Origin of the sequence: Haladaptatus sp. DJG-WS-42 (assembly GCF_037198285.1) — an archaeon.
In the GTDB taxonomy this organism is placed as follows: domain Archaea; phylum Halobacteriota; class Halobacteria; order Halobacteriales; family Halococcaceae; genus QDMS2.
Window position 1 is genome coordinate 982,602 of the sequence record NZ_CP147243.1, and the last position, 22,838, is coordinate 1,005,439.

The 22,838-nt window shown below is 50.8% G+C and carries 19 protein-coding genes; 12 read left to right on the plus strand and 7 right to left on the minus strand.

Annotated features, from left to right (window positions below; genetic code table 11):
- Positions 1 to 143: 143 nt before the first annotated feature.
- Positions 144 to 1,286 (minus strand): GNAT family N-acetyltransferase, encoded by a 1,143-nt coding sequence (locus V5N47_RS05430; protein WP_338729844.1) that lies wholly within the window; start codon positions 1,284 to 1,286, stop codon positions 144 to 146.
- Between the two features lie 105 nt (positions 1,287 to 1,391).
- Positions 1,392 to 1,532, minus strand: coding sequence for a hypothetical protein (locus tag V5N47_RS05435; RefSeq protein WP_338729845.1), 141 nt, complete (start codon positions 1,530 to 1,532; stop codon positions 1,392 to 1,394).
- Between the two features lie 314 nt (positions 1,533 to 1,846).
- On the opposite strand from V5N47_RS05435, the gene V5N47_RS05440 reads away from it, so the two are divergent.
- Entirely contained in the window at positions 1,847 to 2,833 is a 987-nt protein-coding gene (locus V5N47_RS05440; protein WP_338729846.1) for an NAD-dependent epimerase/dehydratase family protein, read from the plus strand.
- A 19-nt stretch (positions 2,834 to 2,852) separates the two neighbouring features.
- Here the strand turns inward: V5N47_RS05440 and V5N47_RS05445 are convergent, their stop codons facing one another.
- Positions 2,853 to 3,710 carry a helix-turn-helix domain-containing protein gene (locus V5N47_RS05445; protein WP_338729847.1) on the minus strand — a complete coding sequence of 286 codons (858 nt, stop codon included), beginning with the start codon at positions 3,708 to 3,710 and terminating at the stop codon, positions 2,853 to 2,855.
- A 94-nt stretch (positions 3,711 to 3,804) separates the two neighbouring features.
- Here V5N47_RS05445 and V5N47_RS05450 point away from each other — a divergent pair, with 94 nt between their 5' ends.
- The 3 genes from V5N47_RS05450 to V5N47_RS05460 all read left to right on the plus strand — a co-directional run bounded on the left by V5N47_RS05450 (position 3,805) and on the right by V5N47_RS05460 (position 6,311).
- Positions 3,805 to 3,927: a hypothetical protein gene (locus V5N47_RS05450; protein ID WP_338729848.1), complete on the plus strand. Its 123-nt coding sequence runs from the start codon at positions 3,805 to 3,807 to the stop codon at positions 3,925 to 3,927.
- 217 nt (positions 3,928 to 4,144) lie between these two features.
- Complete coding sequence (locus tag V5N47_RS05455) at positions 4,145 to 5,422, plus strand: alginate lyase family protein (protein ID WP_338729849.1); 1,278 nt, start codon at positions 4,145 to 4,147, stop codon at positions 5,420 to 5,422.
- A 43-nt stretch (positions 5,423 to 5,465) separates the two neighbouring features.
- The gene (locus V5N47_RS05460; protein ID WP_338729850.1) at positions 5,466 to 6,311 is read left to right on the plus strand and encodes an alpha/beta hydrolase; all 846 of its coding nucleotides are present in this window, start codon (positions 5,466 to 5,468) and stop codon (positions 6,309 to 6,311) included.
- A 15-nt stretch (positions 6,312 to 6,326) separates the two neighbouring features.
- On the opposite strand, the gene V5N47_RS05465 is transcribed toward V5N47_RS05460, so the two are convergent.
- Positions 6,327 to 6,815, minus strand: coding sequence for a pyridoxamine 5'-phosphate oxidase family protein (locus V5N47_RS05465; RefSeq protein ID WP_338729851.1), 489 nt, complete (start codon positions 6,813 to 6,815; stop codon positions 6,327 to 6,329).
- A 240-nt stretch (positions 6,816 to 7,055) separates the two neighbouring features.
- Between V5N47_RS05465 and V5N47_RS05470 the strand changes: the two genes are divergently transcribed.
- From V5N47_RS05470 to V5N47_RS05490, 5 genes are all read left to right on the plus strand, one after another.
- On the plus strand, positions 7,056 to 8,498 hold the full coding sequence (locus V5N47_RS05470) for a sugar transferase (protein WP_338729852.1): 1,443 nt from the start codon (positions 7,056 to 7,058) through the stop codon (positions 8,496 to 8,498).
- A gap of 2 nt (positions 8,499 to 8,500) precedes the next feature.
- Positions 8,501 to 9,595, plus strand: a complete 1,095-nt coding sequence (locus V5N47_RS05475) for a glycosyltransferase family 4 protein (protein WP_338729854.1) — start codon at positions 8,501 to 8,503, stop codon at positions 9,593 to 9,595.
- Between the two features lie 207 nt (positions 9,596 to 9,802).
- Positions 9,803 to 11,596: an ABC transporter ATP-binding protein gene (locus V5N47_RS05480; RefSeq protein ID WP_338729855.1), complete on the plus strand. Its 1,794-nt coding sequence runs from the start codon at positions 9,803 to 9,805 to the stop codon at positions 11,594 to 11,596.
- A gap of 406 nt (positions 11,597 to 12,002) precedes the next feature.
- Positions 12,003 to 12,713, plus strand: a complete 711-nt coding sequence (locus tag V5N47_RS05485) for a hypothetical protein (protein ID WP_338729856.1) — start codon at positions 12,003 to 12,005, stop codon at positions 12,711 to 12,713.
- A gap of 217 nt (positions 12,714 to 12,930) precedes the next feature.
- Entirely contained in the window at positions 12,931 to 14,148 is a 1,218-nt protein-coding gene (locus V5N47_RS05490) for a hypothetical protein (protein WP_338729857.1), read from the plus strand.
- 54 nt (positions 14,149 to 14,202) lie between these two features.
- On the opposite strand, the gene V5N47_RS05495 is transcribed toward V5N47_RS05490, so the two are convergent.
- The 3 genes from V5N47_RS05495 to V5N47_RS05505 all read right to left on the minus strand — a co-directional run bounded on the left by V5N47_RS05495 (position 14,203) and on the right by V5N47_RS05505 (position 18,379).
- A complete protein-coding gene (locus tag V5N47_RS05495; protein WP_338729858.1) occupies positions 14,203 to 15,627 on the minus strand; it encodes a hypothetical protein in 1,425 nt (474 codons plus the stop codon).
- Positions 15,624 to 16,829 carry a glycosyltransferase family 4 protein gene (locus V5N47_RS05500; protein ID WP_338729859.1) on the minus strand — a complete coding sequence of 402 codons (1,206 nt, stop codon included), beginning with the start codon at positions 16,827 to 16,829 and terminating at the stop codon, positions 15,624 to 15,626. Before V5N47_RS05500 ends, V5N47_RS05495 begins: the two co-directional genes overlap by 4 nt.
- A gap of 347 nt (positions 16,830 to 17,176) precedes the next feature.
- Positions 17,177 to 18,379 (minus strand): O-antigen ligase family protein, encoded by a 1,203-nt coding sequence (locus tag V5N47_RS05505; protein ID WP_338729860.1) that lies wholly within the window; start codon positions 18,377 to 18,379, stop codon positions 17,177 to 17,179.
- Positions 18,380 to 18,505: 126 nt separating this feature from the next.
- Between V5N47_RS05505 and V5N47_RS05510 the strand changes: the two genes are divergently transcribed.
- The 3 genes from V5N47_RS05510 to V5N47_RS05520 all read left to right on the plus strand — a co-directional run bounded on the left by V5N47_RS05510 (position 18,506) and on the right by V5N47_RS05520 (position 22,796).
- Positions 18,506 to 19,609 carry a glycosyltransferase family 4 protein gene (locus tag V5N47_RS05510; RefSeq protein ID WP_338729862.1) on the plus strand — a complete coding sequence of 368 codons (1,104 nt, stop codon included), beginning with the start codon at positions 18,506 to 18,508 and terminating at the stop codon, positions 19,607 to 19,609.
- A 91-nt stretch (positions 19,610 to 19,700) separates the two neighbouring features.
- Entirely contained in the window at positions 19,701 to 21,317 is a 1,617-nt protein-coding gene (locus tag V5N47_RS05515) for an alkaline phosphatase family protein (protein WP_338729863.1), read from the plus strand.
- A gap of 3 nt (positions 21,318 to 21,320) precedes the next feature.
- Positions 21,321 to 22,796 carry a sulfatase gene (locus V5N47_RS05520; RefSeq protein WP_338729864.1) on the plus strand — a complete coding sequence of 492 codons (1,476 nt, stop codon included), beginning with the start codon at positions 21,321 to 21,323 and terminating at the stop codon, positions 22,794 to 22,796.
- Positions 22,797 to 22,838 lie beyond the last annotated feature (42 nt).

The window sequence follows — 22,838 nt, forward strand, 5'->3', positions numbered from 1 at the left end:
TCCTCGTGCCTGCTGTGAGTTTCGCAAAACCAAGCGACGAGGTTGGTATGGAACTATCAAAATGGCCGAGCAGTCCATGGCGGAGTAGGGGTTATTGGTTGGATAACCGGCGTGATTTCACGGTGTCGAGCGCCACACGGCAGTCAGCCCAACAGTCGGTCGCAGTAGGTTGTGTTCCAGCCGCTTTCACGTGTCAAGCCTTCGGTAACCGCGGAGCTGTCCGCTGACCCACCGAGAGGGCACACGAGGAGGTAGGCAGGTGCGACGAGCTTCGAGAGCGGGAACGAGTCGGTTGCCGTGAAACCGTGGGCTGAGAACACGGCTTTGGAAAGTGCCCCACCCGTCGCACAGAGGTGGTCAACCGCGGCATAGTCGCGCGTGATGTGTGAGAGGAGCGCAGAGAACACTGGGTCGAGCGCGTCGCCGCCGGTGAGCGGCAACACTTCGACGAGCTGTGCGGTCGATGGTGACCCGGTGATGTGGTCGGTACCGACGACGATGGCAGCGACCGGCAGCGCATCGCGCATGGCGACGTAGGTCACGAACTCCCGGCCTGGTTCGGCAAACCGCCAGTTGTAGAACGCTTCGTCGCGCAGGACGTGCGCGGTTTCTGGTACGCCAGTCTCGTAGAGGCTCGCGAGCAACGAGACCGGAACTGACTCGTGGCGAACGACGCGAATCCTCGGGTCGGTGCTGACGAGACGGTCGCCAAGACGGTGTTTGAGCCGGTAGGCAGGCGTGGCAAGGGTTGCACCGAGGCGAACCGAGAGCGAGTGGTCGTTTCCAACGAACGCAGCGACGTTGTTCAAGCGTTCGTATTTGACGAACGTTCCGAGGTCGTGGTCGGTCCATCGCTCGTTTTGCATCTTGAGAACCCCGTCGCGCGCTGCTTGCGTGGCGTAGGTGAACGTCGAGGCATAGTCGTCCCAACACGTGGTTTTCAGCCAGCGCGAGAGCGTCGTCATCAGTCCCTGTCGGCGGTGGTCGGGATGGACCACGAGGTCAGCAAGTTGGATCACGGGGACGGCCGTGTCCGCCACCCGGAGCGAGAGCGGAATGAACGGTCGAACCGCGCCAATCTCGCCGTCTTTCTCCGCGACGATGATGGGGACGCGCTCTGCGTAGGGGTTTTGTTCGTATTTCCACGTGAACCACTCTTCGCCCCGGCTGGCGAACGCGAGCTGGTAAAGGTCGATGAATGCCGCCCTGTCTCGCGGTTCGTACCAACGAATCGTATACTCCCCCGTGTCCTCAAGAAAAGTGTGAACGTCCCCATTAACAGACATACACAACTGATTCCGCTGGAAGTAGGTTAAGAATGAACTTCTTAACACATTATTGAAGCGTCAGAAACGCCTGTCTGTCCCTGAAACTAAGGTGAAGAAAGTAACCTACGACGCGTTCGTCGCGTCTGGTTGTGTCTCCGTACCGACTGGCTCGTCTGCGTCGAAGGCACAACAGTACAGCGCAACAGAAAGGTCTGCTCGCCGGTGAGTCGGTCGAAGCGCGGAGAGAAGAGTGAACACGCCCATTTTAGGTAAGCCTAAATCGCGGATGAGCAAAAAGCTGTTGGCGGCGATACGGAGATAAGAGCTGTCATTCAAACAGATAGCAATGGGTATTCTAACGAAACTTTTCGGCGCAAAGTGGGAGTGCATCAACTGCAAGAAGGGATATCGGAACGCACCGCGCAAGTGTTCGAAGTGCGGGCATACGGTGTACACTCGCCTCCGCGACTGAGAGAAAGAGGACGCGACCCCACCAAATCGGCTGAATAACACTCCCCCTCAGCTGAGCGGTTGGATACTCGAAGCTTTTTAGCATACTTACAGGAGTGTGTGGTGTAATGCAAATTCTCGTGACAGGTGGCGCTGGCTTCATCGGTGGTCACCTCGCAGAGCGGTTCGTGCGTCGTGGCCACGCGGTGACGGTACTCGATAATTTTGACCCGTACTACAATGTGGAAATCAAAGAGCACAACGTACAAGCAGGATGTGACGCAGCAGAGGCAGGGAATGGCTCCTACGAACTCATCGAAGGCGATGTCCGCGACGACTCTCTCGTCGCTGAGCTCGTCTCCGACGTAGATTACGTCTACCACCAAGCCGCACAGGCAGGTGTCAGGACGAGTGTGAAAAAACCAAAAAAGCCCAACAGCATCAACGTGGCTGGGACGATGAACGTGCTCGATGCGGCTCGTAACGCAGACATCGAACGCGTCGTTCTTGCGAGTTCGTCGTCGGTGTACGGCAAGCCAGAGTATCTCCCCTACGACGAAGGCCACCCAACAACGCCCGTGAGTCCCTACGGGGTTTCGAAACTTGCAGGTGAGCAGTACGCGCGGGTGTACAACGAAGTGTACGGGCTCCCAACAGTTTCACTTCGCTATTTCACCGTATACGGGCCGCGAATGCGCCCGAACATGGCCATCTCGAATTTCGTTTCTCGGTGTATCAACGGCAACCCACCGGTGATTTTTGGCGACGGCAGTCAAACGCGCGACTTCACCTATATCGACGACGTGTTCGCCGCAAACGAGGCGCTCTTAGAAACTGATGCTGCGGATGGCGAGATTCTCAACATCGGGAGTACGGACAATATCGACATCAAATCCCTCGCTGTCGCGGTGCGAGACCAACTCGCACCCGACCTCGACCTCCAGTTTGGCGAGCGCAACGACGCTGATGCAGAACACACGCACGCTAACATCTCGAAGGCACACGACCTGATTGGCTACGAGCCAACAACGACGATTCGAGAGGGCGTCGAGCAGTTCATTGGCTGGTATCAAGACAACCGCGAGTGGTACGAACCGCTCGTGTTGTCGTCGTAACGGCACAAAAACGGAATTTTCAGACGTCAGGTTGAGCGTCCTCGACGCTTTCGTAGTTCCAGATGAGGTCGAAATAGCGTTTGAGACCGGCGACGAACGAGCCGTTATCGGTGACGGCGGCTTGGCGCATGTAGAGTGGGACGTTTAGCTCCTCTACGAGCAAGATAGCGCGCCCAGAATCGTAGGCCATACTCGGGTCGATGAACGTTCCGCGCCACGGCAGCTTTTCTTCGCTATAGCGAATCGAAACCTCGGGATACGCCGTTTGCAGCGTGTCAACCCGCGTCTGCTGGATGTCGCGATTCTGCTCAGTGAGGTGGTCTGGATGGAGAAAGAGCACGCGGAGGGTAATATCGCGGTCGAGCGCAGCAACGAGGGCGGGTTCGATGCTCGGGAGATACTCGAAACTCTTTGTGAGCACGTACACGGTGTCCGTGGCATCTTGGTAGAGTTGGCGGGTTTCGGTCTCGCTCGGGTCGCCCACGTCGACTGCCCAGAACAGCTCTTCGGTCGGGCGAATATCCTCGCTCGCGCGCTCGTAGCGCGGCTGGAATGTTTCGAGAAAGTCGTCTCGAATCTCATCGAGCGACAAGCGGTAGGATTCGAACTGTTGGCGTTCGTTTTCCTCCGCGCGGGCGAGGATTTCGGCGGGCGCTTTTGGCTGGTACTGCTTTGGCCGACCGGGGATGATTTTGATGAACCCGCGGTCGCCAAGCGCATCGAGGACGCTATAGATGCGTGCCCGCGGGATGCCCGTCGCCTCGGCAAGATTCGGTGCCGTGGTGCGTCCGAGCGAGAGCAAGTGTTCGAGCGACTGCATCTCGTACTCCTTGAGATTGAGTCGTTCGAGCAGCCGTCGGGTGTCGTCGTCAGTCATGTCTTCAGTTCGGTATTCAAGGATAACAGCAATTCTGGTTTGAGAAACGTTTATCATGTATCACGATACAGTCGTTACTAAGATTGTGAGTAACATGACCGAATCCCAGAATGACGAACGAGCACACTTAGCCGATATCGAAGCAGGAGCCGGATGTGTCGAAATCTGGGAGAAGCTCAGCGAGCGACGGGCGGCAGCAGACGACACAGAAGAGTAAGTCACAGAGCCCACCGAAAGCGCATTTTCCAGCAGTTCTTGACCGGCCAACGTATGGTATATGCTATCAATAGGTGCGCAGGGTGAACCGCTAAATCTGTAGGCCACCTATGCTGGTACAGCGAACCGGTTGTAGACGGCATTCGCCGAGTGGTGCAACCGGGCGTGGGGTGTCTTAGGTGGAAACTGCGGATGGAAGCGACGCTGGGGACTCTCTGTTGAGTGACGATGAAACACAGCGACGGCTGTATCGTCGGACGTTCCTCGCAGCCGCGCTTGGGGCTGGTGTCGCGCTCGCGGGCTGTGGCCAGCAACCCAGCCAACAGCCAACCGAGGAGCCAACGACGCCACAGACAGGGGACGATCTCGAGCCGACAACTACGACGACGCCGACTGAGCCAACGCGCGTCACCTACGCGGGCTTTCTCGACGAAGATGAACTCAGGGCGATACAGCGAAAAGTTGCGGCGCGCGAAGACCCGTGGAACAGCGGCTTTCTCGCGCTCAGACGGAGTGCGAACCGGGCGCTTGGAACGCGCCCTACAAGCGTCGTGACCAACGGTGCGCCGGGAGAGTTGGCACCAAACCGGTTTGCGACCGACGCAGACCGCACCGACTACACGAACGCGCTGCAGATGAGCCACGCCATCCGCGACCTTGGGATCGCGTATGCGTTCACCGGCGACGACCGCTACGCGCAGAAGGCGATTTCGCTGCTCGACCACTGGTGTCTCGACCCCGAGACGGCGATGTATCCCTCCGGGCGAAATCACGGCGAGGCGTACTTCTCGATTGAACTCTACATCACCATCCCTGCGATGATTTACGGCGCGTCGTTCCTCTCCGGCCACACGGCGTGGGAAGACACCAACGGCGGCGAACCGGCGTTTAGGGCCTGGGTTTCGGCGTTCCTCGCAGACCTCGAAGCCGGGCGTGGGAAGAACCGCTACACGGGGGTGCTCAAAAACAACATCTACGCGTGGTGGATTCACTCGCGTGCGACCGCCGCCGCGTATCTGGACGACAGAGACGTGCTCGACGCGGCGTTCGACGACTGGCGAAGTGATGCGCTCGACCAGCTCACCGTTGAGGGGGTGCTTGAATACGAACGCCAGCGCGAAGACGGCCTGCAGTACTCGATGTACGGGTTAAAGGCGCTCACGATGACCGCCGAAATCGCACGACACTACGACGTAGACCTCTACGACTACCGCTCTGCAGACGTGCCCGAGACGAGCGCACTCAAGCGGGCGTTTACCTACTACGCGAAGTACGTCGCGAGCAGCGATGGCTGGGAGTGGGGGATTGGCGACGAGGGCTACACCGACGCCGAACGAGAGGAGGCTGCGTCGGTGTACGAACTCGCCTACTCACAGTGGGGCGATGAAATGTATTTAGAGGCGGTCAACTCGGTGGGAAGACCCGTGTTCGACCGCCGGATTTTGGGATGGACATCGCTCACGCACGCGAATCGATTTGCGCTGACAGACGAGTGACCACACGAGCGATTATGCTGCTGAAGTGAGATGTATTGTCTGAATGACTGATGTGGAACACCACTACACGACCGTCGATGGCCACCGACTCCACTACCTGAAAGCGGGAACGAGCGGCCCGCCCGTTGTCTTGCTTCACGGTGGCATCATCGACGCCGCACACCTCTCGTGGGGAGCCGTCATCGAACCGCTCGCAGAGCGATTTCAGGTGTACGCGCTCGATTTGCTTGGCTACGGACGAAGCGATATTCCCGACGTGCAGTACACGACCAAGCGCCACATCGACGTACTCGAAGGCTTCTTAGATGGGGTCGACCTTGACGAGACAAGTCTCGTCGGCATCTCCCTCGGTGGGGGCATCGCGCTTGGGTTTGCGCTCCGAGCACCGAAACGCGTCTCTCGGCTCTGTCTTATCGACAGCTACGGCCTCGGGAGCGAATTGCCAAACGGTCGGCTCTCGTACGTGCTCTCCCAAATACCACAGTTCAACACGCTCTCGATTGGACTGCTGAAACGCAGTCGGAGTCTGGCGCGGGCGAGCCTCGGGTCGATTGTCTACGACCTCGACACCGTGAGCGAGGCTGTCGTCTCAGACTTCTACGACCAGTTGCAACGCCCCGGCGTGGCGACGGCGTTTCGAAGCTGGCGCAAACACGAGGTGACGCGGCCGGGGTACAGAACCGTGTTCACCGACCGGCTAGGCGACGTTGAGACAGAGACGCTCTTGCTTCACGGCGCAGCAGACGAGGTGTTTCCCCCAGCGTGGAGCGAACGAGCGGCCGTTCGAATGCCGAATGCGGAGTGTACCCTAGTGGAGGAATGTGCCCACTGGCTCCCGCAGGAAAAACCAGACCTGTGTGTAAAGCTGCTGACCAACTTTCTGACGTGAGGAAAATCGCGCCACTCACACCGTGGGGTCGTCAGACTCGGCCGCTTCAAGTCCCGCCGGAAGTCCGAGATGCTTGATGCCCGTCTGTTCTGTAATGTCGAAGCGATAGAGCACCGTCTCCTCCGCGTCGATGGCTTCCTTGAACAGGTCGGGGCGCTGGGGCAGTGCCATGAGTTCATCGAGTGCGTGTTGGTCGTCTTCGACCTGCGAGATGGTTCCCGTGAGGAGAATGCTCCGCCAGTTGAACATGGTCTCGGCACGATAGACGAGGAATCGGGCGGTGTCCGCTTCGTCGCTCAAGAGTGCTTTTCGACCCGACTCGCCTCCTAAGTAGAGGAAGTAGAGACGATGTTTACCGTCGAACCAGAACGACAGCGGGCGCATGCTCGGTGCGCCATCCGTTGGCAGGGAGAGCACCCCCACGTGCTGGCTCGACAGGAATTTCGTCACTTCCTCGTCGTCCATTCGCACTACCCCATACTCCCCCAGGTCGTCAATTGTCATCAGGTGAATAGACGATGATACGTTGGATAAAGCGGGTCGCTGAGTCTCAGCGAATGAGATTGGGAGCACGGCACAACGCGCGGGAATTGCCGTACGAAATCGCAAGAAAGCCAACCGAGTACAACATTCCGTGAAGGTCAGGAGCTGATTCAATATTAGGTAATTCGTGAAAATTAGAGCACCTGACCGGTCACGTCACATACACAGAATTTATGCTTTCTGAGTGCAGTTTAGTTGACAATGGTATCAGGGTGGGCGTATCGAACCGCGAGCGTCGCAGGTACATTGCTCTTAACGGTTTTGGCCGTGCAGGTGGCGAACCATCCGTTCTCTCAGCAGGCGCTCACGATGCTTCCAGTACTGGGTCGGCTGCCCTCGACAACGCTCACTGGTGGGGCGCTCGTGTTGGCGATATTAACCGCGGTGGTCGTTGTTCTTGGCGTGATGTTTCCGCTGTTCAAACCCCAACCGCGTCGCATTCTCGACGTGATTGCCGTCACGCACAAGCGCGTCTTGATTGCAGGGCTTGCCCTCGCCGCGATTGGCTACTTTGATTATACGTATCGCCTCCCCCGGTCGACGCTGTTGTTGGTCGTTGGCTTGCTGTTTGGGCTGCTCCCCGCGTGGTTCGTCGGCATTCGAAAGTCCCCGGACGTGGGCGAGCGCGCCATCTTAGTTGGAGACGACCTCCGCGGGATGATGGAGCTGTTAGACGAGACGGAGTTGCCGGTGCTCGGATACGTTTCGCCGCCAATGCCCGACCGCGGCAGGGAGCACGCGCGAAAACAGTCTGTGTCGCCCGGTGCCGCGATGGCAGACGGTGGTGTGACCTTTGAACAGTTGCCGTGTCTCGGTGGGTTATCTCGGCTCGAAAGTATTCTGGTCGAGTACGACGTAGACACCGTCTTGTTGGCGTTTTCGAGTACGGACAGAGCGGAGTTCTTCGGGACGCTTGAGACGTGTCACGCAACGGGTGTGAACGCGCAGATCCACGAGCGACAGGCCGATGGCGTGTTGACTCGCGAAACGACCCGCGAGACGATTCGAACGATAGACATCGAGCCCTGGGACTGGCAGGACTACATGGTCAAACGAGCGTTCGACGTGGTGTTTTCGCTGGTTGGGTTAGTGTTGTTAGCACCAGTGATGGTTCTGATTGCACTTGCAGTGAAATTGGATAGCAGGGGGCCCGTGTTCTACAGCCAAGAGCGGACTGCAGAGCGCGGTGAGACGTTTCGGGTGTATAAGTTCAGGAGTATGGTCGTTGACGCAGAGAGCGGTTCAGGAGCAAAAATTAGCGAGGAGGATGCTGGTGGTGTTGATCCTCGAGTGACTCGAGTTGGACGGATTTTACGGAAAACACATCTCGATGAGATTCCACAGCTTTGGTCGATTTTGAAGGGCGATATGAGCGTTGTCGGTCCTCGACCAGAACGACCGGAGCTTGACGTTGAGATGGAAATTGATACGGGGAGATGGAACTCTCGGTGGTTCGTCAAGCCTGGTTTGACGGGATTGGCTCAAGTGAGTGGTGCGACCGGAACCAATCCAAAAGAAAAATTACATCACGATATTGAGTATATCCAACAGCAATCGTTTTCATTTGATTTGAAAATCATTGCTCGCCAAATATGGAAGGTTGGAATGGATATTCTTGAGATGATACACATTCGGAGTGACTGACTTTGCGAATTCTTCGAGTCGCACAAACGCTCTACCCCGATGTGAAAGGTGGTGGAGCGTATCATGTCCACGCAATGAGCCGTGATCAAGCCGCGAAGGGACACGATGTGACTGTGGTGACGATCAGGAGGGCCTCCTCACTTCCGAAGCGAGAAGAGAAAGCTGGCTATACAATTCTTCGATTTGACCCGACGGTTGAGCTACTGGGAAATCCGATTTCAGTAGGCGTTGCTAGATTCCTACAAACTGCGGATAGTTTCGATGTTGTACACGCTCATTCTCATCTATATTTTTCAACAAATCTTGCCGCACTCAAACGAGCGATGGGAGACATTCCGCTGGCGATTACGAATCATGGACTCTATTCACAAAACGCTCCCGAATGGCTGTTTGATGGGTATCTCCGCACCATCGGTCGATGGACATTCAATCAAGCAGATGTCGTTTTTTGTTATACTGAGGGAGATAAAGAACGCGTTCAACGCTTTGGAGTAGATTCAGAGATAGCAGTGGTTTCGAACGGGATTGACCAAGAGAGATTTACGCCAGACGGTCCCGAAAGCGAATTGATTCCCACTGATGGGAAGGTGGTGTTGTTTGTGGGGAGATTAGTTGAAGGAAAGCGACCACTGGATGCGGTTGACGCAGTTGCCAAGTTGAGAGAGGCAGTACCAGATGTTGAACTGTATTTCTGTGGTGATGGTCCACTTCGAGAATCGGTCGAACAACGAGCTATGGAACGAGGAATCACAGATTCAGTCACCTTTCTTGGTCACATACCATATGACAAGATGCCGGAGATTTATCGCTCAGCAGACGTGCTGCTGTTGACGAGTCGAGCAGAGGGCCTGCCGCGTACAATTCTTGAAGCTTTTTCCTCCGACATTCCCGTTGTTGTTAGTGCGCTTGAGCAAATTACACCACTTGTCAAAGGCGGAGGAGAAGCAGTCGAAGTTGGGAATGTGGAAGCGTTCTCAGTAGCATTGGAAACTGTCATTGGTGGGGATTTCAACCCTCAAAAAAGAGTTCGACAAGAGTTCTCTTGGGACGATACCGTTGTTCAAACGACACAAATACTTGCAACACTAGTAGAGTGAACCACTAATTCGACCGACAAAGGAATGGTGGTGGGTTTAAACGAATTTTCCATTCCACACCAACACCCAAACTATGTGCTGCTGGCCAAACGGCAACGTTTACTTTCAATCGGTGGAGTTCCTCACCTTTGAATCACATCTATTTTATACTGCCAATACCGATTTTCGGACACTTACTTGCGACCCTAATAGGTCGCTCTGCTACCAATGAGTAACGATCTTTCACGACGTGACCAGGCCCGTGCACTTGCTCGAGTCGGACAGTTTCGACCGGCGTTGACTATCGGTATTATATGTCTCAGCGTGTTCGCGGCATTGCTGGAGGGTATCGGACTGAGCTTTTTGTTGCCGATTGTTGAGCTTGCACAGGGTTCTGGGAATATTGAGAATGCTGATGGGGTACTCGGTGTGTTTGTTTCCGTGTATCAGTTCGTCGGGGTTCCATTCTCACTTGAGACCGCAATTGTTGGCGTCGCAATTGCAATGGTTGTTCGCTACTCGTCGAGCTTTCTTGTGGCGTGGTTGAAGGCGGCGCTCCAGACCATATATGTCCGTGAATTGCAAACACGGGCATTCGACAATGCACTGAGTGCGAAAATCGGCTACTTTGACGAGGAAGGATCCGACGATATCCTGAATGCAATCGTCACGCAGGCGACGTACGCTGGCCGCACGATCGAGTGGATCGTTAGAATTGTCGAGCAAGGATTCTTGAGTCTGATGTATCTAGCCGTTGCGCTATACTTTGCACCGTTGCTGACAGTCATTGCCGCCGTATTTCTCGGTGGCCTCACGGGTGTAGTTCGCGGCGTCCTTGAATCTGGATACGCTGTTGGTGATCGGGTTGCCGATGCGAATGAGCGACTCCAGCAGTCCGCCCAAGCGGGAACGCAGGGTATCCGCGACGTGAAGCTGTTCGGTATGTCCGAAGAACTCTTCGCGGATTTCGAAGGTGCCGTCAATCAATTCGCGAACTCGACGATTGCGTTGCGTCGGAATCAGGCAGCAATCGATAATTTTTATCAGATGGTGACAGCGGTGACCGTCTTCGGACTTATCTACGTCGCAGTGGCAATTGCCTCAATGTCACTCGCTTCCTTGGGCGTGTTCTTGTTCGCCATGTTCCGGCTCGCCCCACGGGTGAGCACACTCAACAATCTCGTCTACAAACTTGAGGGAGACCTCCCACATCTCGTTCGTACACAGGCGTTTATCGACGAACTGGATGACGAGGCGGAACCAGAAAGCGACGTCGAAAATCTCCCACAGAAAGTCGATCGGGTCGAGTTTTCAGATGTCTCCTTTTCATATACTGAAGACGAACGCGTCCTTCAGAACCTCTCATTCGACGTTGATAGCGGTGATTTCGTCGCGTTCGTTGGGTCATCAGGTGCTGGAAAATCAACCATCGTTTCGTTGCTTACCAGGATGTACGAACCCAATTCAGGTGAGATTCGAGCGAACGGCATCCCTATTGATCGATTCGACATTGGCAAGTGGCGTTCTCGAATAGCGGTGGTTCGGCAGAATCCGTTCGTGTTTAACGACACACTGCGGTATAACGTGACGATTGGCAACCGCAATGCAACCCAGGAACAGATCGAACGGGCGTGTGAAATCGCGCAGGTAACTGAATTCATCGAGAATCTCCCCAACGGGTATGATACCGTCCTCGGGGACAATGGGGTTCGACTGTCTGGCGGGCAGCGACAGCGAATCTCCATTGCCCGAGCCTTGTTAAAGGACGCCGACGTCCTTGTCCTTGACGAAGCGACGAGTGATCTCGACAGTACACTCGAAGAGCGAGTTCATTCGGCAATCGAAGCGATGGAACATGACCAAGCGCTGCTCGTGATTGCACACCGTCTCTCAACGGTAATGAACGCCGACCGCATCTATACGATGGCTGACGGACGCATCACTGAAGTCGGGTCTCATGACGAGCTTGTCGATGATGATGGCGCGTACGCTGAACTGTACGCGACACAGACACAGGGTTAACATTAGCATTGAAATTGAATCTACTCTCGTTCATTTGATCGTAGATAACGACAGTTTCCAAATGGGTGGTGCAAATCAGTTGATGAATATCCAATTAGGAACCGATTTTGGTAGAGTGTTCATTAGCGTAGAGTTTGTTCGTAGCAGTTCCTTGATTTCTTAACGGTATCAGTATGGCTTTTCACGCGCACGACCAACTAATCATAAGTGAGACTATATAAAAACACAAAATTCCTATTCTATGAAATATAACGAATCAATCCGAACCAACTAATGGTAACCTGTTTTGGCCTATTAGCTCTCGATTTGAGGTGGTGGCTAGGGTTTATTTCGAGAGAAAACCGATTAAGTCGTCAAAGTTATTGTAAGGGAAAGTTTCATACGCAGAAGCAGTTATTGGCAAAGTATGACTACTGATGAAGCAAATTATGCGAATACCCTTGCTGAAGATGGGGTAGTGGTGATCGAGAACTATTTAGACGAAGATAGATGCGGGGAGTTGTATGCGAAAATTTCGAATGCTATTGAGAATGAAGAAATTGATGTGGTAAGAGGAGATGGTTACAGTTATAACGAGTTGGCTAACTGGGGTGGTGCAGTTGCAAATGAACGATCGGGCCGCGACGATGGAATGATCGACGTGTTTAACCTTGATTCGGTCGTTCCAGATGTTGCATCATTCAAATTCGACAAGACGATAAACAATATTATCAATCTCGCAGCTTCAGAGAGCTACTCCCCAGACAACGTCAACACCTATTGGAATCGGTCTGTGACGGCAACAAGAGATTTTCACGCCGACACTTACGGTGGCAAATTTAAATCATTCGTCTATCTAACAGATGTCCCAAATCGATCTTACGGGCCATTTACCTTCATTAAAGGGTCTCACAAGGTTTCAAGAGTGAAGGTGAAAACGTCGTCTCTTGTTAACAAAATCAAAAATAAACCGTCGACTGATGCGGTATTTTATGATGAGAAAGATGTTGAGTACTACACCGCTCCAAAAGGTACATTGATTATTGCCAACCAGGCTGGCTATCACAGAGGACACCCACAAAAGGAGGGCGAAGAGCGCATGTTGATGACAACGTCATACACTCCTGAAGAAAATTAGATGGGACTGATTTTAATGATTATTGTGAATGGGGGAATTTGTTGCGCCTGAAATTTATGACCGGCACTCAATTCAAATTGGCATAGTCGCATTAATGAATTGGCTACCACCAGGCAATAAATTGATCATCGGGATAGTCGATATTCTACTCAATAGTTAGATTGGAGTACTGTCAAAAGGTTAATTATCGAATAATGAAACTGGAGCATACAGATAGATGGTTTCTCTCTTAAAACAACCTGTAGGCAATTCCAAAGGCATTCTAGTATTCACTCATAAAGAGAGGCAGTTTTTACTTGATCCGATACCCCCACTACAAAGAAAATTTCAATCGATAAAAGAGGCGTATCTTGTCGGAATGCATTGGGGCCACTTTGCAGAAGATGTTGGCCCCACGCCATTCGTAGATTTCCATCTTGCTGGACAAGGAACAGTTTCATTTACCGATGAGGTTGATGTACCAGTCCTAAACTATTGTAGTAGGAACTTCGTTCCCGAATATTTCACTCCCTCGAATAAAGAGGCGAAATGGGACATTGTGACGATAGCTCCACCAACACGTCTTAAACACCTATCTGAGCTACTCAACGTGGTACGTGAAACTCGTGATCAAGGTGTAGATTTAACAGCATTGTTTATTTGTCCTCGTCCAAAATCTCTTCAAAGTCGAAAATGGGATCACAAATTTATCGAGACGTGCGAAAACGATCTTTCAAAAAGTGAACGAGAGGCAATCAAAATAATATGGCCACTCAGAACCGATGATGAAATATATCCAATCCCACATAGAATCATCCCATACTTCTTTAATATTGCCAATTCATTTGCTCTGTTCAGTGAACAAGAGGGAGAATCTCGCGTTATTTCTGAAGCACTGATGACCGGCACTCCAGTTATCGCTCGTAGTAATCTAAAAGGGGGAGGGCTTGATTATCTAGATAATTCGAACTCTCTATTATTTTCCTCAACTGAGGAGGCAATCGAGATATTTACTAAAATATCAAATAATCCTAATGAATATGCATTTGACCCAGACTATCTCCGAGATGAGCTTTACGCGCCACAAAGCAGTAAACACTTTCAAGCTGAAGTTGAACGAGTGTTCAACCACTATGATATCCCATATGAAGGTACCCTTGAAAATGAACAGCTTGCATTCTTACTTCCTGGCCATGCCTTGACCCTTCCCACAGACCTCCGAGCATCTGGAGTGAATGACCTTCGCAGCCAAGTTGCCGCGGTTAAATTCTGTGAGGAGGTATTGGAATACCCCCCAAAAGACAATCCAGTTAGATTACAGTATTATCGGACTAGAGAATATTTTAGAGATCTACTGACCTCCGAATCAATAACCACCCAAATTGGAAATTTATTGTGGCGAGTGGAACAACATACTCCAATTAATATATATTCACGAATCCAATCCATACGTTAAACCCATCATATAAATAGATAATTTTTGATGTTATCTCGACAAGAACGTAGTTACTTATTTTTCTGGAGAGGGGCTTTCATGTTGTAATCGCTCAAAGGTTTCACACGCTTGTTTTGCTGCATTTGGTTTGAAGTAATAATCACGGTCAAATGAATGTGACTCCTCCTCAAGCGCCAAGACAAGCTCGTCTGCAGACGAGATTAGTTTGGCTGAACCATCGTCAACTAGTGGTTGTAATATTTCTGAACCGGAACATTCGTAGACAAATGTCTCCAATCCGAATGCAAGTCCCTCAAAGACAGCTGTTGATCCTACTCCGATCTGAGCGCTTGACTCCGAAAAGAGTTTGTAAAGCTGAGGTTCTTGACTATCGACGATTTTGAAATTCGCTTCGAGCAACCATGGGTACGCGTCTTCCCACCGCTCGTACTCTCCGGGGTGAAGCTTGTAGACGATGTCCCAGTCAAATTCTGGATGTTGATCAACTTCCACTGCGAGCCTCGACAGATGTTCACCGATCGTTCCCTGGGAAATAAATAACAACTGCTCTGTCGACTCAATTTCGTCATACTGGGCGATCGACTCTTCTAAGAACGGATACCCAACTGAGATTACCTTATTGTCTGGAATGGTCAAATCGACGGTGTCCTTCCAGAAATCCCCGAACGTGAGAAGGTAGTCAGGAAATGTTTCCTTCGTGTACTCCTTGGGATACGAATATCCGACATGCTGTGGGTGAATAACACCATGTTGCAGTTCTACAACTGGAATTTGATTATTCTTACAAATTTCGATGAAATTTTCCTTACCATAACTGACAACGACGACCGCCATTTCAGGATCGATTCGTTCAATGAGACGTTTGTAGAGCCAGTTCGTTGACCGTCGATTTGAAAGTGTATATTCAGCACGACTGACAAGGTCGATTTCAACATTGAAGCGATCCCTGAACGACTCTTCGGCCTCACGGAGTATCTTCTCAACTCCTTTTGAGAGGCTGTAATCAACCAAACCTGATTTTCGAAGAAATGTTCCTGCATACTCAATTAGATCAAGATAGCGAAGGTTATTCGTACGCGCTGGCGACAGATGTTGGTTCTGATAGCTCTGCTCGAAATGCGACACGTCTAAATTGCATTCCTCGTAGAGTGGATCACAGTAAATGTCCCACCACTTTCCATCTTCTCTTTGCTTTCGTCGTGGATGGCCCCAAACGATGATGTCGTGCTTACCGGCGAAAAACGGGTTTCGATAGATAGTATTCCTGAAAAAGAGGGATAAACCACGGGCATAGTCGCTTACATCAAAGGCAATTGAATCGTGAGAGGTTCCAAAATTGAGCACATCGTTTTGGATCTCGCGATACACGGGAAAGCGGATTCGTTCCCAAATATTAACGCCATCAGCCTCAATTTCGAAAAGTCCAGTCTCGATTTCAATGTCACAGAACGTGTCGTGAAATTCTTGGCTGTTAGTCATACGAGAGACTTGTATAAGGTTTCGAATTCGTCTCCGATTCGCTTCGGTGCGTACCGCTCAATCTCCATACGAGCGTTCGACGATAGTGTCTCCAATTCACCACTGCGAACCGTCGAAATAATTCCTTCTGCTAACGCTGCTGCTGTCGGTTCAATCACAACTCCCGCAGTACCGAGAATTTCATCGACTGCGCCAACGTTGGTCGCTACAACGGGAGTTTTTGCTCCCATCGCTTCGAGAAACACCCGCCCAAACGGCTCCTCCCACAAGCCGGGATACACGAAAATGTCATGGTGAGCATACACCGAAGGGAGTTCTTCGTAGGGAACGTGCCCCCGAAAGTCGACGGAATCACTGAGGTTGAATTTTAGTACGGACTGTTCCAACTGTGAGCGCATACCCCCATCCCCAACGATAGTGAGTTTGAAATCAAGGTCTGATTCGTCCAACCGTACCATCAGTTCAGGAAGCATATCCACGCCTTTGTGTTGCTCCAGATAACCGACGTAGAGAAGATTGTACGGCTCCGAAAAGTCGCTTTCGTGGGGGACTACGAATGATTCGTCAATGGGGTTGGGGACGACAGCGATTCGCTCATTCGGAAAGCCAAATCCGGCATACGTCTGTTTGACGTGTCCCGAGAGCGCATGGAACCCGTCAATGCTAAGAGAGCCTGGGTTGACGCTTTTTATCAAACCATAATTTCCAAGCCTACTCACAGTTCGATATACTCGTCCGTGTTTATCGCTTCCACCGCTCGTCTTGCCGATACAGGGGAGACAACGGCTGAGTCTATTGTCATCACATACTTCGGTACCCATGTACCGCAAATTATTTTTTGGGCAGACGCCAGCATAGGCGTTAAGCGTGACCAGGGTCTTCGCCGAAGTCTGTTCACCAATTGTGTTCATCCCTGGGATGAGCGACGTGAGATAACTACTCACAATATCATACTGGTCGAACTCATCAAGTCGCCTGTGAATTGCACGATTCAGTGCCACATTTGTGTGTGGAATTTTGTTATCTGAAAGAAATTTGAGCTTAGTACCGTCCTTTTGAGAGGCTGCTGGTGGCTGTTTAGTACAATAGACCGTGAGATCGTGGCCTTGGTCTACAAGCGTTTCCACAATCTGGCTTGCCGTGTGGGTTGCACCCGTTCCTTCGCTTCCAGGCCAACTCGGGTGAATGAAGCCAATCTTCACTATGAGGTGATTTGAGTGGGTTTTGGTAATACTTTGTGCTTTTTCCCTCTCAAGGGTTCATTGGCACCTATAGATAAGTGCGAGGCAATGAGTTTTCAAGGTGAAAGCGGATGCTGTAAATATAATGATTGAACCCCCCCTCGACAAACAATTGGTCATTCTCACCGGAACTGTTTTTCGGTCGGTTAGAAAGTGTGAAATCATTATCTGAATTCTCAGAATAGAAAAATAGAAGATACAATAGTTTAGGATGTCGTAATTAATACAACATCATATTTGGCCACGAGATTGACCAGTCCAATTGTAATGGTTGAGAGAGGCACCAATTTTCTACGAGTTGATTTTGTTTAGAGATCCATTTTAAATTGGGGGAAATCCGTTTTAAAATCAGTAGTAATGGAATAGCCCAGTATGATTGCGATGATCGTAGAACGCATTGAAATTCCGACGAATGAAAGTTGGTTGTTAACCTGTACAACTGCAAACGCTACCAGCAACATCGCAAGCACAACGCCCGAAGTGGTAGTGGCTCGGCGAGCACCATCGACTGTTGCTCCGATGACGAAAACTAAATACAGGAATCCACCGATGAGGCCAAATGCGGTAAACATTCGGAGGTAGGAATTGTGAGGATTTCCAACAATACTAATGACACCTTGGAAGCCGTGACCAAGTAATAACCGACCTCGCAACGCAGTAACACTATCAATCCAGAGTGCTCTACGCCCATTGAGTGATATTTCTGTGAGGAACTCTGGACCGGGGATAACTCCGAACATCATGAAGAGGGCAATCATTAGACCAGATAAGCCCCCAATGGTTGCGAGAAGCAAAGCACGCCGCCCCCACAGTAGATAAACGATAAAGATCGCTACGGCCGCACCGAAGGCTACCCACCCCGTTCGATAGTTCGAAAGCGCCAATCCAATGAAATTCAGCGCAATTAGTGGTAACGCTATCGACGTACCATCACCAGTCCACTCACGAATGGAAGCGATTGTAGCGAATAAAGTAAGTCCACCAAGTTGATTTGGGTTAATAAATACGCTCATCATCGGCTTTAAATCCGGATACCAGTATATGCTGCTTCCCCACAGGGATACATCGATGAACCCAATGGTGAAAGAGAACCCGAGATATGGTAGAAACCCAATGACAACCAGGACTGCACTAATCCGGCTACCGACATTACAAAACTTACGAAATGAAATTAATTGAGGAAGGATAAACAGATTCGCAGTGGTGAACGTGAGCAGAACAAAGAAACGAACCACGTTGCTAAGCGCAGGATCCAACGCCGTGCGGACGAAGACAATTACTACGAAAGCAACAAATATCGGTGTGAGCCAATTTCTCGCTATTGTAATTTGTGGAGTATACCAGAGGAATGCAATCGAGATGCAAACGTAAGTAAGTGCGATGATTGCGTAAGCAGGAGCAGTGGAAAGCTGTGTATTTTGGAGAATTAGTGAACAGAATAGGAGGGCAGCCAATAGCGAAACTATATTGGGATTGGCCTTCCGGGACTCAAGCGTTTCTTGGAATACCACGCATATTCGACTGAAGCATTGCTAGATAAGTATTGTGTTCTGTAGATTATTCTACATGGCAGGGCTACAAGCCGATTACAATCGGATGCGGAAAGTTATTTGATTGGATAATGAACGTCTCATTCAATGCCGGACATCCTTTATTTGGTGAATTCGATTTCGTCTACCTCTATCCCTATCGAGATTGGAAATGCGATTAACCAACACACAGACTCAAATGTCACAATCGGCGCTTTTTTTGAAAGCGCCGGCATGACGCTTGACCCAGACATCCAGAAGATGGACTTACCGACTGAATTTTTCGGAGGCTCCGGCAACTTTGATCTGAAAGCATATCGGCGATTGTGGAGCCATCTCAATAACCACGACTACGACATCATTCATACTCATCACAACTTCACGGGTGCTGTTGGGAGAATCATCGGAAAACTCCGAGATACGCCGGTCATAAATACAGAGCATAATGATCTTGCCCATTTTTCGTTGCCTCAGCGAATGGTAAATGCGGCCACGTTCGGGTTTCCAAAAGTGAACGTTTACAACTCACATTGTACGCAATCGTCTCTTGGACCTGTCGAACGGTGGCTCTCGAGTCGTGGAGAAGTCATTTATAATGGAATCGACATTGACCGAGTAGCCGCAAGCCACGACTACCCACTTCCGGTTGAACTACCTGAAGGAATTCTTGTCACAAACGTCGGTGTGATGACTGAGCAAAAAAATCAAACTGCGATTCTGAAAGCTGCTAAAAAAATCAAAGGGGAGCCGGAAGCAGAAAGTGTACACTTTCTCATTGCGGGGTCTGGGCCACTTGAAGATAAATTGAGAAAAAAGGCGGTCCGATTAGGAGTCAATGACATTGTGACGTTTACGGGTTATCTCCCCCGCCGAGAACATATCTACAGCCTCTTTCACCAATCAGATATTTTCCTCGTGCCATCGGTCTATGAGGGATTCTGTGTCGCAGCAGTTGAGGCGATGGCGTGTAAATTACCCGTAATTGCAAGTGATATTGAGGTTCTTCACGAGGTGATCGGTGACGATGGTATTTATGTTCCAAATAGAGATGTTCAGAGATTAGCCGAGAAGATAGTTCAAACCATTCCAGAGATTGACACAGAATCGATGGGAAAACGTCGTGACGCATTGCACCACAGAGCAGTAACTCGATTCCCTCTGAAACGCACTGCTGTTGCGTATCATGAACTTTATTTAGATGCTTGTAATTGAGTCGTGTTATTAATGGTTGAGAGGATTTCTAGCGATGGAACGATCTGCTATTTCCGTGATAGCGTGAGGCGAGCAAGGGTGGGAATGGGACATGACTGACGTAATTGTTCTTGGTTTGGATGGTGCTACGTGGGATGTTTTAGACCCACTGATCAAGGATGGTAGATTACCAAACATTGAACGTGTGAAGTCGAACGGCCCGTCTGGAACGTTAGAAAGCACCTTCCCCCCTATTACAGCCCCAGCTTGGCTTTCGATGGCAACAAGCCAGAACCCAGGAAAAACGGGTGTGTTCTATTTCCTCAACCGTGAAGACCCAGATTCATTTGAGTTCGAATCTGTTGGTTCCGATAAGTTCCACGGGCAGAGCTTCTGGGACGTGCTGTTAGCCCGTGGTTATGACGTGGGTGTATTCAACTTCCCCATGCTGTATCCGCCGTACAGCCTTGGAGAAAACGGCTTTATGGTCAGCGGTCTTGGCTCCCCCGAAGATGATACGATCACGACGCCAAATAATCTGAAATCGGAGCTCGACGAAGTCGCTGATGGATATGAAATTAAGGTTCCGTACGCTGACCCGAAATACCGTGGACGCCCAGGGAAGTTAGAAAGCGACCTCCAAGGGATTGTTGAGAAGAGAGAGCGTGCAATCGAATACTTGCTCACCGAAAAACGCCCAGACGTATTTTTCGGTGTCATCAGTGCGACCGACTGGGCACAACATTACTTCTGGAGATATCACGACTCATCTCACCCGCTATACGAAGCTGACGGAGACGCTGACTATGATGATGCGATTGGGCGACTATGGGAGCGTGTTGATGAAACAGTTGGGCTCGTCGCTGACATAGCAGAGCGAGAAGATGCAACGCTTCTGCTCGTGTCCGACCACGGATTTGGTCCAGTAAACAAGACGTTCCACTCAAACGCTTGGCTTGAATCTGAGGGGTTCCGCGTTCCGACTGAGCAGTCACCAGTACAGAAACTCCGTACTAACTACTTTCCGTATCTTCGTCGATTTGTCGAACCGGTCGTGACGGCAATACCGCAATTAAACGATTTAGCGAAATCAGTTGGTAAGTCAATCCGTGGGTCGCCTGGTGAAGCTGTAGATTGGGATCGAAGCATCGCGTTTGCACCCAAACAGAACCTCACTTGCGGCATGATCTACATGTTGTCAGACGATCCCGAAGATCGTAAAGCAGTTGTAAACACATTATCTGAACTCCGAGATACCGATGGCAATCGCCTCGAAGTTGAGGTGTATAGCCCGGAGGATCTCTATGATGGTTCAAACGTCAAATTAGCCCCCGATATTCTGTTCACTATCGATAACTTCGCTTGCGCAGTTGACCCACGTTTCAGCACAGATGATGAATTCGTCACGACTGGTCCTCCGTCTGCAGCACGCAGTGGTGGTCATCGAATGGAGGGGATATACTGTGCCAGTGGGCCAAACATTGAATCCGGTGGTAGTGCAGACAAGAATTTACTAGATATCGCCCCGACGATTCTATACGCGCTTGACGAACCAATCCCAGAAGTAATGGATGGAAACGTATTGAAAGATGTGTTCACTGACGAAGCTCTGAGTGAGCGATCGGAGCGACGGGAACCACTGGAGAATCTTGTTGAAGCAAATATAGGGAGTACAAAGCGAGACACGAATGCTGTTGAGAAACAGCTTGAAGATTTGGGATACATTTGAGCGATGGATTCCAAGCCCCCAAACGTCATTCTGCTCGTACTCGATACTACTCGCTACGACGAGACGCTGACAACGCATTCAGGTGCACCGATTGCCCCGTTTCTGAATGACCTCGCTACAGAGGGAGTGTGCTATGACTCCACATTCACACAAGCACCGTGGACACTCCCCTCTCATGCTTCATTGTTCACCGGAACCTATCCGTCGAAACACGGAGCACATGCTAAGCACAAACGTCTCAGCCCTCAACTGTTGACTCTCTCCGAAATTTTCTCAAACGCACAGTACGAGACTGTTGCCGTCTCAAACAACACTTGGATCAGTGAAGAGTTTGGCTTCGCTCGCGGCTTTGATACGTTCCACAAAACTTGGCAATTCGTCCAGTCAGAGACTGACTTGGGGAGAATTGCTCGGACAGAAGAGGGTGCTGATATGTTTCGCGCGCTCGCATCTGAACTCACTCAGGGAAATCCGCTTGTCAATCTAGCAAACGCGTTTTACGGTAAGTACCTCCGAAAGCACGAGGATGACGGGGCAAAGCAGACAAACGAGTGGATACAACAGTGGCTTCAGAACAGAGATTCTTCACAGCCATTTTTCCTCTTCGGGAACTATCTTGAACCTCATCTCGAGTATCGACCTCCAAGGAACAATGCAGAACGATTCCTTCCAGATGGTGTCTCATTCAAATCAGCAATGGCTGTCTCGCAAGATGCTTGGGAATACATTTCTGGTAAAACTGAACTTTCAAAGCGGGACTTCGATATTCTCAGAGCGCTTTACCGGGCGGAGATAGCATATTTAGACTCGCGGATTGAGGAGGTAAAAGAGGCACTCGTTACGGCAGGAGAGTGGGATAACACAGTGTTCGTTGTGACGTCTGACCATGGAGAGAACATCGGGGAACATGGACTAATGGATCACCAGTACGCACTTTACGATACACTTCTTCACGTTCCGCTCATCATCAATGGCGGCTCTTTTACAGGCGGCAAGAAGGTGGATAACCTAATTCAACTTGTCGATTTGGCCCCAACATTACTTGATGTGGCTGGCATCGAAGCACCGAAAGCTCGTGAGCAATTCCAAGGTCAGTCGTTCCATCCAGAGGCCAATAATGAACCACAGAGGTGCGTATTCGCGGAGTATATGGCCCCTCAGCCGTCAATGAATGCACTCGAAAAGCGCGTTGGTGAGCTTCCGAAACATCTCCGTAAATATAATCGTTCACTGCGAGCGGTTCGTACAGAGGAATACAAGTATATTCGCGGTTCGGACGGGTTAAAAGAACTCTACGACATTCGAACCGACTGTGGAGAAACAGACGATATTGCCGAAGGAAATCAAGATATCGTCAAAGAGTACGACTCGATATTGAACGGATGGGCCAACTCATTCGAACACTCACAATCCACAGAGAGTGTCTCGATGGACGCGGACACGAGATCTCGTCTAGAGGATCTCGGTTATCTCCAGTAACTTTCCGAGTACTAGAGTTATCTTCGGAACCATCCCACACTA

Coding starts and splice junctions, on each gene's coding strand:
- V5N47_RS05465 (WP_338729851.1), bottom strand. CDS start 6,815: ATGACAATTGACGACCTGGGGGAGTATGGGGTAGTGCGAATGGACGAC.
- V5N47_RS05450 (WP_338729848.1), top strand. CDS start 3,805: ATGACCGAATCCCAGAATGACGAACGAGCACACTTAGCCGATATCGAA.
- V5N47_RS05520 (WP_338729864.1), top strand. CDS start 21,321: ATGGATTCCAAGCCCCCAAACGTCATTCTGCTCGTACTCGATACTACT.
- V5N47_RS05485 (WP_338729856.1), top strand. CDS start 12,003: ATGACTACTGATGAAGCAAATTATGCGAATACCCTTGCTGAAGATGGG.
- V5N47_RS05445 (WP_338729847.1), bottom strand. CDS start 3,710: ATGACTGACGACGACACCCGACGGCTGCTCGAACGACTCAATCTCAAG.
- V5N47_RS05460 (WP_338729850.1), top strand. CDS start 5,466: ATGACTGATGTGGAACACCACTACACGACCGTCGATGGCCACCGACTC.
- V5N47_RS05435 (WP_338729845.1), bottom strand. CDS start 1,532: ATGGGCGTGTTCACTCTTCTCTCCGCGCTTCGACCGACTCACCGGCGA.
- V5N47_RS05470 (WP_338729852.1), top strand. CDS start 7,056: ATGGTATCAGGGTGGGCGTATCGAACCGCGAGCGTCGCAGGTACATTG.
- V5N47_RS05510 (WP_338729862.1), top strand. CDS start 18,506: ATGCCGGACATCCTTTATTTGGTGAATTCGATTTCGTCTACCTCTATC.
- V5N47_RS05490 (WP_338729857.1), top strand. CDS start 12,931: ATGGTTTCTCTCTTAAAACAACCTGTAGGCAATTCCAAAGGCATTCTA.
- V5N47_RS05495 (WP_338729858.1), bottom strand. CDS start 15,627: ATGACTAACAGCCAAGAATTTCACGACACGTTCTGTGACATTGAAATC.
- V5N47_RS05440 (WP_338729846.1), top strand. CDS start 1,847: ATGCAAATTCTCGTGACAGGTGGCGCTGGCTTCATCGGTGGTCACCTC.
- V5N47_RS05515 (WP_338729863.1), top strand. CDS start 19,701: ATGACTGACGTAATTGTTCTTGGTTTGGATGGTGCTACGTGGGATGTT.
- V5N47_RS05480 (WP_338729855.1), top strand. CDS start 9,803: ATGAGTAACGATCTTTCACGACGTGACCAGGCCCGTGCACTTGCTCGA.
- V5N47_RS05430 (WP_338729844.1), bottom strand. CDS start 1,286: ATGTCTGTTAATGGGGACGTTCACACTTTTCTTGAGGACACGGGGGAG.